15 protein-coding genes are annotated in these 15,680 nt (G+C 69.7%); 7 read left to right on the top strand and 8 right to left on the bottom strand.

Features of this window, described 5'->3' with window-relative positions:
- The first annotated feature begins 226 nt into the window (after window positions 1-226).
- Complete coding sequence (locus OG741_RS25390; RefSeq protein ID WP_405605772.1) at window positions 227-1,852, top strand: chitinase; 1,626 nt, start codon at window positions 227-229, stop codon at window positions 1,850-1,852.
- Window positions 1,853-1,890: 38 nt separating this feature from the next.
- Window positions 1,891-2,580, top strand: coding sequence for a PQQ-binding-like beta-propeller repeat protein (locus OG741_RS25385; protein WP_405601544.1), 690 nt, complete (start codon window positions 1,891-1,893; stop codon window positions 2,578-2,580).
- A gap of 7 nt (window positions 2,581-2,587) precedes the next feature.
- Here the strand turns inward: OG741_RS25385 and OG741_RS25380 are convergent, their stop codons facing one another.
- Complete coding sequence (locus OG741_RS25380) at window positions 2,588-3,919, bottom strand: Nramp family divalent metal transporter (protein WP_405601542.1); 1,332 nt, start codon at window positions 3,917-3,919, stop codon at window positions 2,588-2,590.
- Between the two features lie 322 nt (window positions 3,920-4,241).
- On the opposite strand from OG741_RS25380, the gene OG741_RS25375 reads away from it, so the two are divergent.
- Complete coding sequence (locus OG741_RS25375; protein WP_405601540.1) at window positions 4,242-5,570, top strand: M14 family metallopeptidase; 1,329 nt, start codon at window positions 4,242-4,244, stop codon at window positions 5,568-5,570.
- 51 nt (window positions 5,571-5,621) lie between these two features.
- Here the strand turns inward: OG741_RS25375 and OG741_RS25370 are convergent, their stop codons facing one another.
- The 4 genes from OG741_RS25370 to OG741_RS25355 all read right to left on the bottom strand — a co-directional run bounded on the left by OG741_RS25370 (window position 5,622) and on the right by OG741_RS25355 (window position 9,518).
- Window positions 5,622-7,094 (bottom strand): GntP family permease, encoded by a 1,473-nt coding sequence (locus tag OG741_RS25370; protein ID WP_405601537.1) that lies wholly within the window; start codon window positions 7,092-7,094, stop codon window positions 5,622-5,624.
- Window positions 7,095-7,183: 89 nt separating this feature from the next.
- Complete coding sequence (locus OG741_RS25365; RefSeq protein ID WP_405601534.1) at window positions 7,184-7,594, bottom strand: RidA family protein; 411 nt, start codon at window positions 7,592-7,594, stop codon at window positions 7,184-7,186.
- On the bottom strand, window positions 7,591-8,370 hold the full coding sequence (locus tag OG741_RS25360; RefSeq protein WP_405601531.1) for an IclR family transcriptional regulator: 780 nt from the start codon (window positions 8,368-8,370) through the stop codon (window positions 7,591-7,593). Before OG741_RS25360 ends, OG741_RS25365 begins: the two co-directional genes overlap by 4 nt.
- Window positions 8,367-9,518 (bottom strand): sugar kinase, encoded by a 1,152-nt coding sequence (locus tag OG741_RS25355; RefSeq protein ID WP_405605770.1) that lies wholly within the window; start codon window positions 9,516-9,518, stop codon window positions 8,367-8,369. Before OG741_RS25355 ends, OG741_RS25360 begins: the two co-directional genes overlap by 4 nt.
- Window positions 9,519-9,662: 144 nt before the next feature.
- On the opposite strand from OG741_RS25355, the gene OG741_RS25350 reads away from it, so the two are divergent.
- Both OG741_RS25350 and OG741_RS25345 read left to right on the top strand, forming a co-directional pair.
- A complete protein-coding gene (locus OG741_RS25350; RefSeq protein WP_405601529.1) occupies window positions 9,663-10,943 on the top strand; it encodes an amino acid deaminase in 1,281 nt (426 codons plus the stop codon).
- Between the two features lie 11 nt (window positions 10,944-10,954).
- Entirely contained in the window at window positions 10,955-12,556 is a 1,602-nt protein-coding gene (locus tag OG741_RS25345; RefSeq protein ID WP_405601526.1) for an amidohydrolase family protein, read from the top strand.
- On the opposite strand, the gene OG741_RS25340 is transcribed toward OG741_RS25345, so the two are convergent.
- The gene (locus OG741_RS25340) at window positions 12,549-13,178 is read right to left on the bottom strand and encodes an alpha-ketoglutarate-dependent dioxygenase AlkB (protein WP_405601524.1); all 630 of its coding nucleotides are present in this window, start codon (window positions 13,176-13,178) and stop codon (window positions 12,549-12,551) included. The two genes, OG741_RS25345 and OG741_RS25340, sit on opposite strands and share 8 nt — an antisense overlap.
- A gap of 65 nt (window positions 13,179-13,243) precedes the next feature.
- Entirely contained in the window at window positions 13,244-14,122 is an 879-nt protein-coding gene (locus OG741_RS25335) for a serine protease (RefSeq protein ID WP_405601522.1), read from the bottom strand.
- Between the two features lie 221 nt (window positions 14,123-14,343).
- Here OG741_RS25335 and OG741_RS25330 point away from each other — a divergent pair, with 221 nt between their 5' ends.
- A complete protein-coding gene (locus OG741_RS25330) occupies window positions 14,344-14,583 on the top strand; it encodes a chaplin (protein ID WP_405601520.1) in 240 nt (79 codons plus the stop codon).
- Between the two features lie 80 nt (window positions 14,584-14,663).
- Here OG741_RS25330 and OG741_RS25325 read toward each other — a convergent pair whose 3' ends face one another.
- Window positions 14,664-15,164: a DUF5949 family protein gene (locus OG741_RS25325; protein WP_405601519.1), complete on the bottom strand. Its 501-nt coding sequence runs from the start codon at window positions 15,162-15,164 to the stop codon at window positions 14,664-14,666.
- 199 nt (window positions 15,165-15,363) lie between these two features.
- Between OG741_RS25325 and OG741_RS25320 the strand changes: the two genes are divergently transcribed.
- Window positions 15,364-15,657 (top strand): hypothetical protein, encoded by a 294-nt coding sequence (locus OG741_RS25320; RefSeq protein WP_405601517.1) that lies wholly within the window; start codon window positions 15,364-15,366, stop codon window positions 15,655-15,657.
- The last annotated feature ends 23 nt before the right edge of the window (window positions 15,658-15,680 follow it).

Genomic DNA, 15,680 nt, shown 5'->3' with positions numbered 1-15,680 from the left:
CGGCATGGGTGTGTGTATACGAATCGCTGCCACAGGTCTTGACAACCCGATTGGTCTGGACCAGCTTGTACGCCCAGCGGTGGCCACCGTTCCGTAACCCCCTCCACACCCCCAACTCCCCCACCGGAGGCAGCAAGTGGACCGCACCTCACGCTCTCGGAGACGCCCCTCCCGAAGATGGCTCGGCACAGTGCTCGCGCTCGCTGTCGGGACCGGCCTCACCCTCATGGGCATCACGGGGACCGCGCAGGCCGCCGACGTCAATGTCGCCAAGAACGCCGGCTTCGAGTCCGGGCTCGCCAACTGGACCTGTTCCGCGGGCAGCGGGAGCAATGTCTCCTCGCCGGTCCACGGCGGTGCCTCCGCGCTCAAGGGGACTCCGGCCGGGCAGGACAACGCCAAGTGCACCCAGACCGTGGCGGTGAAGCCCAGCTCGACGTACACGCTCAGCGCGTGGGTGCAGGGCGCCTACACCTATCTCGGCGCGAGCGGGACCGGCACCACGGACGTGTCCGCCTGGACGCCGGACTCGGCCGGCTGGAAGCGGCTGTCCACCACCTTCACGACCGGCGCGAACACGACCTCCGTGACGGTCTACACGCACGGCTGGTACGGGCAGGCCCCCTACTACGCCGACGATGTGAGCGTCTTCGGTCCGGACGGCGGCGGTGGCGGCGACCCCGATCCCGTCGTGCCCGCAACCCCGCCCGGCCTCGCGGTGGGCTCCGTGACCTCGTCCTCCGTGGCCCTGTCCTGGAACGCGGTGACGGGCGCGACGGGTTACAACCTCTACCAGAACGGCACCAAGGTGCAGTCGGTCGGCGGCGCCTCGGCGACCGCGACGGGGCTGAGTGCCTCCACCTCGTACCAGTTCCAGGTGACCGCGACCAACGCGGCCGGTGAGTCCGCGAAGTCCGCAGCGGTGACCGGCACCACCTCCGCCTCGGGCGGCGGCGGGGGCGGCACGGTGCCCAAGCACGCGGTGACCGGCTACTGGCAGAACTTCAACAACGGCGCCACCGTCCAGAAGATCAGCGATGTGCCCGCCAACTACGACATCATCGCGGTCTCCTTCGCCGACGCGACCAGCACACCCGGCGGTGTCACCTTCAACCTCGACTCGGCCGGGCTCGGCGGCTACACCGTCGACCAGTTCAAGGCCGACATCAAGGCCAAGCAGGCGGCCGGCAAGTCCGTGATCATCTCGATCGGCGGCCAGAACGGCACCGTCACCATCAATGACTCCGCCTCCGCGACGAACTTCGCCAACTCCGTCTACTCGATGATGCAGACGTACGGCTTCGACGGCGTCGACATCGACCTGGAGAACGGCCTCAACTCCACCTATATGACCCAGGCGCTCAGGTCCCTCTCCTCGAAGGCGGGCGCCAAGCTCGTCATCACGATGGCGCCGCAGACCATCGACATGCAGTCGACGTCGAACGAGTACTTCAAGACGGCGCTCAACATCAAGGACATCCTGACCGTCGTCAACATGCAGTACTACAACAGCGGTTCGATGCTCGGCTGCGACGGCAAGGTCTACTCGCAGGGCTCGGTCGACTTCCTCACCGCGCTCGCCTGCATCCAGCTGGAGGGCGGCCTCACCCCGGCCCAGGTCGGGCTCGGTCTGCCCGCATCGACCAGCGGCGCGGGCAGCGGCTATGTGTCGCCGACGATCGTGAACAACGCGCTGGACTGCCTCGCCCGGGGCACGAACTGCGGATCGTTCAAGCCGTCGAAGACCTATCCGTCGCTGCGCGGCGCGATGACCTGGTCCACCAACTGGGACGCGAAGTCCGGCAACGCCTGGTCGAACGCTGTCGGCCCGCACGTGCACGGCCTCCCGTAACCCGTGCCCCATCGGACAGCAGCGCCGCCGCTCCCCCGGTGGCGCTGCTGTGCGTTGTTGTACGTTGCGTCCGTGAACGCGACGGGGGACGCATCGGGTATGTGCCGGGCGCCCGGAGTGTCGGGGCCCCGGCCTTCGCGCTGGGGCCCGACACCGTCCATCTTGTCTCGGGCCCCAAGGGCAATACCCGTCTGTACGCCTACGACGCGGCGGGCGGCGCCCCGCGCTGGGACGTCCCGGCCCTGGACGGCACGATCACCGCCGCTCCGGACGGCAGGGCCCTCTACCTCCACGACGGCCGCGGCCGGCTGCACGCGCACAGCGCCGCCGACGGCCGCCGGACCTGGGCGGTGACGACGGCCCCGTACGCGCGGGACGAGGTCGTTCCGTACGGCGGCACGATCTTGCTCTCGTCCGGCGACAGTTACCGCGGCGAGGACGGCAGGCAGCTGGGGGACGACCGCCCCGGCTATGTCCTCGCCAACTCCGCCCGTACGGGCAAGGCACTGTGGCGCCAGAACCGCGAACAGCCGTCGTGGACGCTGCCGGTCCCGTCCGGGCGCCTCGCCCTCGTCGGCCATGACACCGCCTGGTGGGCGTACGACCTCGCCACCGGTGAGCCGCGGTGGCGGCTCGCGTGCGACGGGGCGCTGGCGGACGATCCGGTGGTGCGGGACGGAATGCTGTACGGCCCGAACACCGAGGGCGTCCGGGCCGTACGCGTCTAGTCGTGTCTCAGAAGAACTCCGACCACGGCTGGTCGGCGATCTGCTTGATGCACAGCACCAGGAAGAGCAGTCCGGCGACAACCAGCATGGCGTTGCTCAGGATGCCGTTGCGCCACTGGCTGGGCGTACGGCTGGAGTTGAGCAGCCAGACCAGGGTCAGCGCCAGGAACGGCATGAAGGCCGCGCCCAGCACCCCGTAGATGATCACGAGCCGGAACGGCTGGCCCTGGAAGAGCAGGATCATCGGCGGGAACGTCAGCCACAGCAGATACGCCCGGAACGGGACCGACCTCTCGCGCTTGCCCGCGGCCACCGCCTCGCCGCTGAGCTCGGTGTCCTCGGCGCCCACCGCCCTGTCCCTGCGGTAGCGCTCGACGAAGTCCGCGAACATCAGGCTGACGCCGTGCCAGACCCCGATCAGCGAGGTGAAGGACGTGGCGAAGAAGCCGATCAGGAAGAGCTTGGCGGTGGCGCCGCCGTACTCCGCCGCCAGGATGTCGCTGAGCTGGATGAGCCCCTTGTCGCCGCTCGCGATGGCGACGTCCGCCGAGTGCAGCATCTCGGCGCCGACGAACAGCATCGCGACGACGAAGATGCCGGTCGTGACGTACGCGACACGGTTGTCGAGCCGCATCACCTTCATCCAGCCGGTGTTGGTCCAGCCCTTGGCGTTGACCCAGTAGCCGTACGCCGCAAGGGTGATGGTGCCGCCGACGCCGCCGATCAGGCCGAGGGTGTTGAGGATCGAGTCCTTCTCGTCGGGCAGGACGGGCAGGAGTCCCGCGAAGGCGTCGCCGAGGTTCGGGGTGACCCGGATCGCCAGATAGACGGTGACCACGAACATCACGCCGACGAGGACGGTCATAACCTTCTCGAACACGTCGTACTTGTTGAACCAGACGAAGACCAGACCGATCAGGCCGGTCAGCATCGCCCACCACTTGAGGCCCATGACGTCAGGGAAGAGCGCCTGGAGCGGGAGGCCGCTGGACGACATCGCGGCAGCCCCGTAGACGAAGCCCCAGACGACGACGTAGACGACGAAGAACCAGGTGGTCCAGCGGCCGAGGCTGGCCCAGCCGTCGAAGAGCGTGCGGCCGGTGGACAGATGCCAGCGGCCGGCCGCCTCGGCGAGGGAGATCTTGACGACGCAGCCGATCACGGCGGCCCACAGGAGGGTGTAGCCGAAGTTGCTGCCCGCGATGAGTGTCGCGACGAGGTCGCCCGCGCCGACTCCGGTGGCGGCGACCACGATTCCGGGACCGATGTACTTCCAACTTGACTTGCGTGGAAGGGAGATGGACTCGTCGGTCGTATTGCGCTCGGTGGTGCCCGCCATGTGCGTGGCCGCCTTCCCACTCGTCCCAGGATTGTGACTGTGGTCACCAAAGCGGGGTGCGGGAGATCGCGCAAGAGGGTCTTTGCGCCTGCAGCGGGTGCAACGAACGTCCCCCCGCTGCCCCGTGCCGCTACCGCGAACCCGCCGCGCGGGTGTGCAAGATGAACGGTGCCCACGCGCCCTGGCCGAGCTCGCCACCCCACTCGTTTGGCCGAAGTTCACCCCTTGACCGGGTCATGCCAGGGCCTCACCATGTGCGCACACACCCGCACGACATGCGTCGCAACTGATCAACCCCCCACCTCCACACCCAGGAGACAGCATGCGACTTCGCATCCGCGGCAAAAGGGCCGCGGCCCTCGCCGCCCTGCTGGCAGTGGCACTTGCCGCGCCACTCACCGCGAACGGCACCGCCACCGCGTCGGCGCCGCCCCCCGTCTCGACGGACGAGGACATCCGCCAGTACGAAATCGACATCCACGCCGACAAGGTCACCCGCACGGCGCTCGCCAGGACGGGCGTGACCATCGACGACTCCGACGGCCATGTGGTCATCGTCTCCGCCGACCCGACGGAGGCCGCGAAGCTCAAGTCCCTCGGCTACAAGCTGCGGGACGTGGGCAAGGTCCCCGACCGCCGCGACGGGACGGCCGTCCGCCCGATGGACTTCCCCGGGGCCGACTCCAAGTACCACAACTACGCCGAGATGAGCACCGAGCTCAACCAGCGCGTCGCGCAGTATCCGTCGATCATGAGCCGGCGTGTCATCGGCAAGTCGTACCAGGGCAGGGACATCGTCGCCATCAAGATCAGCGACAATGTCGGCACCGACGAGGCCGAGCCCGAAGTGCTCTTCACGCACCATCAGCACGCCCGCGAGCACCTCACCGTCGAGATGGCGCTGTATCTGGTACGCGAACTCGGCGCGGGCTACGGCAGCGACTCGCGGATCACCAACGCCGTCAACGGCCGCGAGATCTGGATCGTGCCCGACCTCAACCCGGACGGCGGCGAATACGACATCGCCACCGGCTCGTACCGCAGCTGGCGCAAGAACCGCCAGCCCAACTCCGGTTCCTCGTACGTCGGTACGGACCTCAACCGCAACTGGGCCTACAAGTGGGGCTGCTGCGGCGGCTCCTCCGGCAGCAAGTCGTCCGACACCTACCGTGGCTCGGCCGCCGAGTCGGCGCCCGAGGTCAAGGTCGTCTCCGACTTCGTACGCAGCCGGATCGTCGGCGGCAAGCAGCAGATCAAGACCGGCATCGACTTCCACACGTACAGCGAGCTGGTGCTCTGGCCGTACGGCTACACCTACAGCGACACCGGCCCCGGGCTCACCCAGGACGACCGGGACGCGCACGCCGCCGTCGGCAAGAAGATGGCCGCGAGCAACGGCTACACGCCCGAGCAGTCCAGCGATCTGTACATCACGGACGGCACGATCGACGACTGGCTGTGGGGCAGCCAGAAGATCTTCAGCTACACGTTCGAGATGTATCCGTCCTCGGGCGGCGGCGGCTTCTACCCGCCCGACGAGGTGATCGAACGCGAGACGAGCCGCAACCGGGACGCGGTGCTCCAGCTGCTGGAGAACTCCGACTGCATGTACCGCTCGATCGGCAAGGAGCAGCAGTACTGCACGAGTTGATACGGGACTGAGGGCGCCCCGGGGAGTCCGGGGCGCCCTTTCGTGCACTGGCTAAAGCGCCAGGCTGAGGGCAGCCGCGACCGCGAAGCCCGCGACCGACAGGACCGACTCCAGAACGGTCCAGGACTTCAGCGTGTCCCGCTCCGAGATCCCGAAGTACTTCGCCACGATCCAGAAGCCCCCGTCGTTGACGTGCGAGGCGAAGATCGAACCGGCCGAGATCGCCATGATGACCAGCGCCAGGAATGCCTGCGAGTGGTGGCCGTTCTCGACCAGGGGCAGCACGATGCCTGCCGTGGTGACGATCGCGACCGTCGCCGAACCCTGCGCGACGCGCAGCACCAGCGCGATGAGATAGGCGAGCACGATGACGGGCAGGCCGATGTCGTTGAAGGTGTCGGAGAGTGCCTGGGCGACGCCGCTGGCCTTCAGTACGGCTCCGAAGATGCCGCCCGCGCCGACGACGAGCAGGATGTTGCCGACGGGCTTGAGCGAGGAGGTCGACACGGTTCCCAGGGACTTGCGGGACCAGCCGCGGCGCAGGCCCAGCAGGTAGTACGCCATCAGCAGCGCGATCGTCAGGGCGACGAAGGGGCTGCCGAAGAACTCGACGACCGAGCGCGCGGTCGAGGGATCCAGCGCGATGGACGAGAAGGTGGCGGCGAGGATCAGGACCAGCGGCGTACCAATGATGGTGAGGACCGTGCCGAAAGAGACCGGGCGCTCCTGCGGAGTGCGGCCCGCGGCCCTCTGCTCGGCGGCGACGGCGGCCTTCGCTTCCTCCCCGGCCTCGACCATGTCCTGCGGGACCTCGACGAAGAGGCGGTTGCCGATCCAGGCGGCGTACCCCCAGGCGGCGAGGACCGCCGGGAGGCCGACGACCGCGCCCATCAGGATGACCCAGCCGAGCGAGACATGGAGCAGACCGGCGGCGGCGACCGGGCCGGGGTGCGGTGGCAGGAAGGCGTGGGCCATCGACAGACCGGCCAGCAGGGGCATCGCGTACAACAGGAGGGACCTGCCGGAGCGCTTGGCTGCCGCGTAGACGATCGGCGCGAGGACGAAGACGCCGACGTCGAAGAAGACGGGTATGCCGAAGATCAGGCCCGTGAGGCCCATGGCGAGCGGGGCGCGCTTCTCGCCGAAGAGTCGCAGCAGACGGGAGCTCAGCACCTCGGCGCCGCCGGACACTTCGAGTATCGCGCCGAGCATGGTGCCGAGACCGATGATGATCGCGACGTGCCCGAGGATGCCGCCCATGCCGGACTCGATGACCGAGACGGCGGCGGACTTCTGGACGGTGCCGAAGAGTTCGGTGACGGAGAGTCCCGCGGCGAGGCCGACGGATATGGAGACGGCGAGCAGCGCGACGAAGGGCTGCAGCCTGACCTTGATGATGAGGAAGAGGAGCAGCGCTATACCGATGGCGGCGACGGTCAGCAGACCGGCGGTGCCGTCGATGAGGAGGAGGAGTCCTCCGGTGTGGGGCGGGGGTGGTGGGGGTGCGTCAGCCGCGATGAGCATGGGGAGTTCTCCTGTTTTCGGCAACGGAGGACCGCGGGACGGCGCTTCGGGGAAGAGCGCCGCCCCGTGCTGTGCGGTGTGCTTCAAGATCAGCCGAGGACGGCCAGGGCGTCGATCTCGATGAGGAGGCCGGCGGGCAGGCCGACGTACACCGTCGTACGGGCGGAGGCGGGGGCCTTGAGGACCTGCTCCTCGAAGTACGCGTTGTAGATCTCGTTCATCTCGGCGAAGTGGCCCGTGTCCGTGAGGTAGACGCGCATCATCATCACGTCGTCCCAGCTCGCGCCGCCCTCTTCGAGGACCGCCTTGACGTTGGCGAGGGTCTGGAGGGTCTGCTCACGCAGGGTGGGGCCCGCGGGGGTGGGGGCCTGCCCCTCTACGGCGGGCAGGAAGCCGACCTGTCCGGCGACCTGGAGGATGTTGCCCTTCTTGACGCCGTGGGAGAACTTCGCGGGCGGAGCGGTGTGGGTGGCGGGGGTGATCGCGGTCTTCTCGTTCATGGAGCCTCCTTGGGTGGGACGGTGTTTGAGTCGGGCACAGCACCTGAGTACTCCCGGCTGATGGCGTTGGCGGTGCGGCGCACCAGCGGGAGAAGGGTGAGCAGTTCCTCGGCGGTGACGACGACATTCGGCGCCGAGACCGACATGGCGGCGACGACACGCCCGTCCGCACCTCGAATGGGAGCCCCGATGCAGTTGATGGACTCCTCGTGGCCGCCGAGGTCGCAGGCCCATCCCTGTTCGCGTACGGCGGCGAGCTCCTTGAGGAACGCGGCGGCGTTCGGGATCGAACGGGATGTGTACATGGGGTAGTCGAGCTTGTCCGCGAGCGTGCGCCGCTCGGGCTCGGGAAGGTCGGCGAGGAGCAGTTTCGCCACCGCGGCGACGGTGATCGCGACGGGCTTGCCGATCCGCGAGTACATCCGGACGGGATAGCGGCTCTCGACCTTGTCGATGTAGAGGACCTCGCTCTCCTCGTACACGGCGAGGTGGACGGTGTGCCCGATCTGCTCGTTGAGGGAGACGAGATGGGGGTGGGCGATCTCGCGTACGTCGAGGTTCTCGACGGCTTCCTGGGCGAGGGCGAAGAGGCGGGCGCCGAGACGGTAGCGCTGGTCCTGCTGGCGGTAGACGAGTCCGTGCTCGTGGAGCGTACGCAGCAGCCGCAGGGCGGTGGACTTGTGTACGCCGAGGCGTTCGGCGACCTGTCCGAGGTCGGCGGGTCCCTGGGCGAGCAAGGGGAGGATGCTCAGCGCACGGTCGACGGTCTGGCTCATGGGATACGTACCTCCTGCGGGTCCTGCGGTCCCTGCTCCGCGGCCGCGGTCCAGCCGGGGCCGAGTCGCAGTCTCCCCCAGTCACGGTCGTCGAGTGCGACAAGCCGGTCGGCGTACGCCCGCGGGGGCGGGGTGGCGAGGTCCCCGGCGACGGTGAGGGTGGCGGCGGCCATGAGATGCCCGTGCCGCAGCCGGTCGTGTACGGGGAGCCCGCGGAGGGTGGCGGAGAGAAAACCGGCGGCGAAGGCGTCCCCGGCGCCGACGTGCGCGACGACGTCGACGCGGGGCGCGGGCGATTTTTCAGCCCGTCCGGCGTTTGAGGACATGCGGCCGAAGGTCGCGTACGGGGTCTGGGGGCATGCCCCCAGTTCGGGGAGGGGCGGGGTGGGGAAAGGCCCCGCGCAGCGGTCATACGCCACCGCGCCCTCCCCGCCCCGCTTCACCACGACCACCTCCGGCTCCGGCAGCGCCTCCCGGATCGCGTCCGCACCCCGCACCCCCCACGCCGCCTCCGCCTCGTCCTCGCCGACGAAGACGAGGTCCGCGCCCCGCGCCAGATCGAGCAGCACGCACGCACCGGCGCGCGCGCCCCACAGGCCGGGACGGTAGTTGACGTCGAACGAGACCAGCGGACGCCCCGCGCGCCGCGCCGTCAGGTCACGCATCAGCGCCAGGCAGTCGCCGGACAGCGCCGCGGTGATCCCGGACAGATGCAGGATCCGCCCCGCCCACACGTCCTCGTACCGCACGGTCGACGGCGACATCGCGGACGCCGCGGACCCCGCCCGGTAGTAGAGGACTTCGTGCGCATGGGACGCGCGGTCGCCCGCCGTACGGAAGTAGACCCCCGTCGGCCGCAGCGGATCCCGCTGCACCGCCGACGTGTCGACGCCGTACGACGCCATCACAGTGACCAGGTACTCGCCGAAGCCGTCCGCGCCCACCCGGCCGACCCACTTCGCGCTGTGGCCCGACGCCGCGAGAGAGCACGCCACATTGGACTCGGCTCCGCCGATGCCCCGTACGAAGGACGGCACATCGGCGAGGCGGCCCGGCACCGTGGGCAGAAACGTGACCATGGACTCGCCGAGGCAGACGATGTCCACGGGGCCGGGGTCCACCGAGCCGGGGGCCGCAGGTCCGGGCACGTCGGGGGTCACGATCCCTCAGACTCCTCATGAGTTGGTCGCCGGGCACACCATTGACCGCCCGTTGGCTCGGATGTTAGACAGCCGTAAGCGAGATGCGCAATGACCGTTGCATACACTGCAACCATCCCCCAGGGAGGGCCCATGGCAGACGGCACCACAGTCGGACGACTCGCCGACGAACCCGTCGACCACCGCTTCAAGGCGCTCCCCCCGGACGCGGAAAGCGCGCACCTCACCGTCGGCGCCCTCGCCGCCGAGCGCCGCAACCTCTTCACCGGCGGCTTCACCACCCCCGTCCTCGCCCTCTCCGCCGAGTCCGTCGAGCACAACCTCGCTCTCCTGGAGACCTACTCCGAGCGCCACGGCCTCGCCTTCGCCCCGCACGGCAAGACCTCCATGTCCCCCCAGCTCTTCGACCGCCAGCTCGCGTACGGCGCGTGGGGCATCACCGCCGCCGTCCCCCACCAGGCCCGCGTCTACCGCGCCTACGGCATCCAGCGGATCTTCCTCGCCAATGAGGTCGTCGACCCGGCCGCCCTGCGCTGGCTCGCCCACGAGCTGGACGCCGACCCCGGTTTCCGCTTCATCTGTTACGTCGACTCCGTACGCGGCGTGGAGCTGATGGACGAGGCACTCCAGGGGATCTCCCGCCCCCTGGACGTCGTCGTCGAACTCGGCGCCGGCGAGGGCGCCCGCACCGGAGCGCGTACGGAAGCGGACTGCGCCGCCGTCGCCGATGCCGTGGCCGCCGCGCGGACCCTGCGCCTCGTCGGCGTCGCGGGCTACGAGGGCGAGGTCCCCCAGGCCGATGACGACCGCGTACAGGCCTGGCTGCGCCGTCTCACCGCCCTCGCCGCCGACTTCGACAAGGACGGCCGCTTCGAGGGAGCCGAGGAGATCGTCGTCAGCGCGGGCGGCAGCGCCTGGTTCGACGCGGTCGCCGACGTCTTCGCGCAGATCCCCGAACTCTCGCTTCCCGTACTGAAGTTGCTCCGCTCGGGTGCGTACGTCTCGCACGACGACGGCCACTACCGCCATCTCACCCCCTTCAACCGCGTCCCCGAGGAGGGCGCCCTCCAGCCCGCCTTCCGTCTCTGGGCCCAGGTCGTCTCCCGCCCGACGCCCGAGCAGGCGTTCGTCAACGCGGGCAAGCGGGACGCCGCGTACGACCTCGACCTCCCAGAGGCCCAGGTCGTCCGCGACGCCCGCACCGGCGAGATCCGCCCGGCAGCCGGTATCACCGTGAGCGGCCTGTCCGACCAGCACGGCTGGCTGCGCACCACCCCGGAGGCGGACCTGGAGGTCGGCGACTGGGTCGGCATGGGCCTGTCCCACCCGTGCACGAGCTTCGACAAGTGGCAGCTCATCCCGCTGGTCGAGGCCGACGGCACGGTCACCGACTACATCCGCACCTTCTTCTGAGGGGCCGGTCCATGGACCTCGTCATCCGCGGCGTCCGGGTCATCGACGGCTCCGGCGGACCCTCGTACCGCGCCGATGTCGGCCTGGACGGCGGACGTATCGGTGCCATACGCCGCGAGGGCGACCGGGCCCTGTCCGCCGCGCGCACCCTCGACGCGCACGGACTCGCCCTGTCCCCCGGCTTCATCGACATGCACGCGCACAGCGATCTCGCCCTGCTGCGCGACCCGGCGCACGAGGCGAAGGCCGCGCAGGGCGTCACCCTCGAAGTCCTCGGCCAGGACGGACTCTCGTACGCCCCGGTCGACGACGCGACGCTCACCGAGGTCCGCAGGGCCATCACCGGCTGGAACGGAGACGGGAGCGACATCGACTTCGACTGGCGTACGGTCGGCGAGTATCTGGACTGCCTGGACGAGGGCATCGCGGTCAACGCCGCGTATCTCGTCCCGCAGGGCACCGTCCGGATGTACGCGGTGGGCTGGGACGACCGCCCGGCGACCCCCGCCGAGCTGGCCCGTATGAAGCAGCTCGTCGCCGAGGGCCTCGAACAGGGCGCGGTCGGCATGTCCTCGGGCCTGACCTACACGCCCGGCATGTACGCGGACGGCGCCGAACTGACCGAGCTGTGCCGGGTGGTGGCACGCTACGACGGCTACTACTGCCCGCACCACCGCTCGTACGGCGCCGGGGCGCTTCAGGCCTACGAGGAGATGGTCGACCTCGCCCGCGAGGCCGGCTGCGCCCTCCATCTCGCGCACGCCACCATGAACTTCGGGGTGAACAAGGGCAAGGCGCCCGATCTGCTCGCCCTGCTCGACAAGGCCCTGGACGCCGGAGCCGACATCAGCCTCGACACCTACCCCTACACCCCCGGCTGCACCACACTCGTCGCCATGCTGCCGAGCTGGGCGGGCGAGGGCGGCCCCGAGGCGGTCCTGGCCCGCCTCCAGGACGACGAGAGCGCCGAGAGGATCCGCCAGCACCTGGAGGAGACCGGCTCGGACGGCTGCCACGGTGTGCCCATCGAGTGGGACACCATAGAGATCTCCGGCGTGAGCGACCAGGGGCTCGCGAGCTGTGTCGGCAAGACCGTCCAGGAGTCCGCCGAGGCCCGAGGCGAGGCCCCCTGGGCGACCGCCCGCCGTCTCCTGATCGACGACCGTCTCGGCTCGACGATCCTCCAGCACGTCGGCCACGAGGAGAACGTCCGGCAGATCATGCGCCACCGCGTCCACACCGGCGGCAGCGACGGCATCCTGCAGGGCCACAAGCCGCACCCGCGGGCGTACGGCACCTTCCCACAGTATCTCGGCCGGTACGCACGGGAGTTGGGCATCCTCTCCCTGGAGGAGACCGTCGCCCACCTCACCTCCCGCCCGGCCGCCCGGCTGCGCCTGCCGGACCGCGGCCTGGTCCGCGAGGGCTACCGGGCAGACCTGGTGCTGTTCGACCCGGACACGGTCGCCGCGGGCTCGACCTTCGAAGCCCCTCGTACGCTGCCGGTCGGCATCCCGTATGTGCTGATCGACGGCCGGTTCGTGATCGAGGACGGTTCGCGCACGGACGTACTGGCGGGCCGGTCGGTCCGCAGGAGCCTGAGCCTCAGCTGACGCCGTGCGGGCGGAACTGGATGCTGATGCGCGGCCCCACCGAACGGGCCGTCTTCGGCACGGCATGCTCCCAGGTCCGCTGGCAGGACCCGCCCATCACGATCAGATCGCCGTGCCCGAGCGGCCTGCGCAGGGGGAGCCGGTCGCCGCTGCGCGGCCGGAGCACCAGATCGCGCGGGGCGCCGACGGACACAATGGCGACCATGGTGTCCTCGCGGGAGCCGCGCCCATGGGTGTCCCCGTGCCAGGCGACGCTGTCGCGGCCGTCGCGGTAGTAGCAGAGCCCGGCGGTGGTGAACGGTTCGCCGAGCTCCGGTCCGTAGTGCGCGGAGAGTGCGGCGCGGGCCTCGTCCAGCACGGGGTGCGGGAGCCGGTCGTCTTCGCCGTAGTGGGCGAGCAGCCGCGGCACGTCCACCACGTGCTCGTACATCTGCCGCCGCTCGGCCCGCCACGGCACCGAGGAGACGAGCTCCCCGAAGAGAGCGTCCGCCCCGCCGAGCCAGCCGGGCAGCAGATCGATCCACGCCCCGTCACCGAGCACGGTCCGCCGGACGTCCTTCAGCGGACCGAGACGTATCTCGTCGGTCTGGTCGAAGAGCGAACCCTGGAGAGGTGCTGCCATACCTCCAGGGTAGCCCTTCATTCGAACATACGAACGGATTCCGTCGGCGGACGTCGAGGACGGGCCTACGGCTTGGGCAGCACGCAGCCCGCCCGGCCCAGGTCGATCTTGTTGTCGAGCCCGACGCAGGGGACTATCCCGTATGTCTCCTGGCCGTAATTGATCCCCTCGCGCACCGTGACCTGGCCGTTCTCGTCGACCTCACACGGGTTGTTGTCGGTGCAGCGCTGGCCGTCCTCGTTGCCGGTGTTGTTGACGGCGACGACCTTGCCGGTGGCGTTGTCGACGACCGGCGAGCCCGAGGTGCCGCCTATCGTCTTGCAGCTGGAGGTGTAGCGGACCGAGTCCTTCCAGGTCCACTCACCCTCTTTGAGGCGGTAGGCGAAACCGTCGATGTTGCAGCTGTAGATCCGCTTCCAGTAGCCGGATACGACCTTGATGGCCGTGCCCTGCACCGGGTGCGCGGCGTTCAGTTCGAGCGCCTTGATGCCGTACCGGCTCTCTATCTGCTGGTAGGTGCTGGTGAGTTGGTACAGCGAGATGTCGGTGTCCGTCATCGTCGCGTACGCGATCTTGCTCGCCCGCAGCGTGCCGACTCTGCTGCCCGCGGAGTTGAGCAGCCCGAAGCTGCGGCTGGACCGCTGATCGACGATGACCTCGCCCGCGGCCGGGAAGCCGCTCTCTACGCAGTGCCCGTTGGAGAGTACGAGGGCGGGGTCGTCGGGCTCCGACGCCGGCATCCGCACCACCGATCCGGAGCAGTTGCTGAGCGCCACCGTCCCGGCGAAGTCGACCGCCTTGGCGGTGACATGGACAGCGGGCCGGGCCGATGCGGCGGTCGTGCCGGCCGGTGCCGTGTCCGCGGTGGTGACCGCGATCGCGGGCGCCGCGCCCGCCCCGAGGAGTGCCAGGGCCAGGAACGTGCCGACGAGAGGCTTCTTCATGTGGGGGTCCCCTCTTGCGACTTCTGTGACCGAAGTGGGTCTTCGGTTTGTCATGCGCATTGTTAGGGGATCCGGGTCGGCCGACAAGGGACGGTTTCCGGTCAGGTGCCGTCCATGGCGATGACTTTGACATTTCATCCGTTACCGGCCATGCGTTACGGCGTTGAAACCGTGACGGCCGCAGGCCCTGCGGCCGAGCTCTCATCTTGCAAGGAGAACTGATGTCGCGTATCGCGAAGGCAGCCGCTGTTGTCGCCGGCACGGGTGCGATCCTGGCCGGCGGTGCCGGTATGGCCGCCGCCGACGCCGGAGCACTCGGCGCCGCCGCCAACTCCCCCGGTATCGCCTCGGGCAACGCCGTCCAGGCGCCCGTCCACGTCCCGGTCAACCTGTGCAGCAACACGGTGGACGTCGTCGGGCTGCTCAACCCCGCCTTCGGCGGCGTGTGCGCGATCGGCTGAACACCGCCCCACAGCACCGCGGCCTCCCCCTTGTCGAAAGGGGGAGGCCGCGGTCGTACGTCGCCGCACGGCCGGTCCGCTCAGCGGCGCAGCCGGCTCACCGGCAGCAGGATGTGCGCCGCGCTGGTGAGGGTGTCCTCGTCGCCGAGGAAGGCCTGAAGCATCGCCTCGGTGACGGGCCGGCCCGGGACCGCCTCGGGCCAGGGGCGGCTGGCCACCATGAAGTGCGCGTGGCCGCGCTGCTCGGCGGCGGCGAGCCACTCCTGCGGGGCGCGGCACTGGGCCGACAGATAGGGCATGTTGAGAACGGCGTACCCGCCCTGGACGAGCAGCCGGATCGGGGAGTTGTTCGCCTGCGTGGCGTCGTGCACGCTCCCGCCCGGTGTGAGCCCGAGCTCGTCGATCACGGCGAGGAGGGCCGACTCACCCGCCTCGGCACCTTCTTTGCCGTCGCCGAGGGAGTAGGCGATCAGATAGGGCATGTCGTGGCCCTCTTCGGGATCCCCGGTCCACGCGAGCAGGGAAAGGGTGCCCAAATGGCCGCGCTGGACGGTGTTCTGGGAAGGGGAAGCAGTGGTCATGGACCGGCACCCTAATGCCCTGCCGACCAGGGGAAGTCAGCCGTTCACCTGGATGGCGGAGCCGGAGCTCCAGGTGCTGCATCGTGCGGCGGGAGCCAAACTCACCGGTACGTGCGACGGGCTCGAAAGACCGTTCCCCCCGTCCCCCCATGCCCTGCCCCGGCAGTGACTTCGCCCGCGGGCGCGCGTTGGCGGTCGTATGGGGACCAACACCTCTGCCCGATGGCAGCGCGTCCAGACGCTCTCAGCCCCGAGCCCGGCGAGTCCGCCCGCCGGGACCAGCCCCATCTACGAACAGCTCGCCCGCGAGTGGGCGGCGGCCGGCCGCACCCTGCCGGGCAGGCCCGATGTGGAGTGGACCCGCCTCTCCCGCTATCCGCCGCCGGGGGGCGAAGCCGACCTTCTCCCCGGCCCCCCGCCGCGCCGGGGTTGGCTCCACGAGCCGCACCCGGCATCCAACAGCTTCGCCGCACAAGGTGGTTCGGCCCACTAGCGGGTGGTCCCCGGAGCCAGGGT

Origin of the sequence: Streptomyces sp. NBC_01410, assembly GCF_045040195.1 — a bacterium.
In the GTDB taxonomy this organism is placed as follows: Bacteria; Actinomycetota; Actinomycetes; order Streptomycetales; family Streptomycetaceae; genus Streptomyces.
This window is presented reverse-complemented; position numbering and strand designations above follow the sequence as displayed.

Bases quoted from the DNA above. Each gene is read 5' to 3' on its own strand.
- OG741_RS25320 (WP_405601517.1), top strand. From the start codon at position 15,364: ATGGGGACCAACACCTCTGCCCGATGGCAGCGCGTCCAGACGCTCTCA.
- OG741_RS25340 (WP_405601524.1), bottom strand. From the start codon at position 13,178: ATGGCAGCACCTCTCCAGGGTTCGCTCTTCGACCAGACCGACGAGATA.
- OG741_RS25330 (WP_405601520.1), top strand. From the start codon at position 14,344: ATGTCGCGTATCGCGAAGGCAGCCGCTGTTGTCGCCGGCACGGGTGCG.
- OG741_RS25365 (WP_405601534.1), bottom strand. From the start codon at position 7,594: ATGAACGAGAAGACCGCGATCACCCCCGCCACCCACACCGCTCCGCCC.
- OG741_RS25360 (WP_405601531.1), bottom strand. From the start codon at position 8,370: ATGAGCCAGACCGTCGACCGTGCGCTGAGCATCCTCCCCTTGCTCGCC.
- OG741_RS25335 (WP_405601522.1), bottom strand. From the start codon at position 14,122: ATGAAGAAGCCTCTCGTCGGCACGTTCCTGGCCCTGGCACTCCTCGGG.
- OG741_RS25350 (WP_405601529.1), top strand. From the start codon at position 9,663: ATGGCAGACGGCACCACAGTCGGACGACTCGCCGACGAACCCGTCGAC.
- OG741_RS25375 (WP_405601540.1), top strand. From the start codon at position 4,242: ATGCGACTTCGCATCCGCGGCAAAAGGGCCGCGGCCCTCGCCGCCCTG.
- OG741_RS25370 (WP_405601537.1), bottom strand. From the start codon at position 7,094: ATGCTCATCGCGGCTGACGCACCCCCACCACCCCCGCCCCACACCGGA.
- OG741_RS25325 (WP_405601519.1), bottom strand. From the start codon at position 15,164: ATGACCACTGCTTCCCCTTCCCAGAACACCGTCCAGCGCGGCCATTTG.
- OG741_RS25380 (WP_405601542.1), bottom strand. From the start codon at position 3,919: ATGGCGGGCACCACCGAGCGCAATACGACCGACGAGTCCATCTCCCTT.
- OG741_RS25390 (WP_405605772.1), top strand. From the start codon at position 227: ATGGGCATCACGGGGACCGCGCAGGCCGCCGACGTCAATGTCGCCAAG.
- OG741_RS25345 (WP_405601526.1), top strand. From the start codon at position 10,955: ATGGACCTCGTCATCCGCGGCGTCCGGGTCATCGACGGCTCCGGCGGA.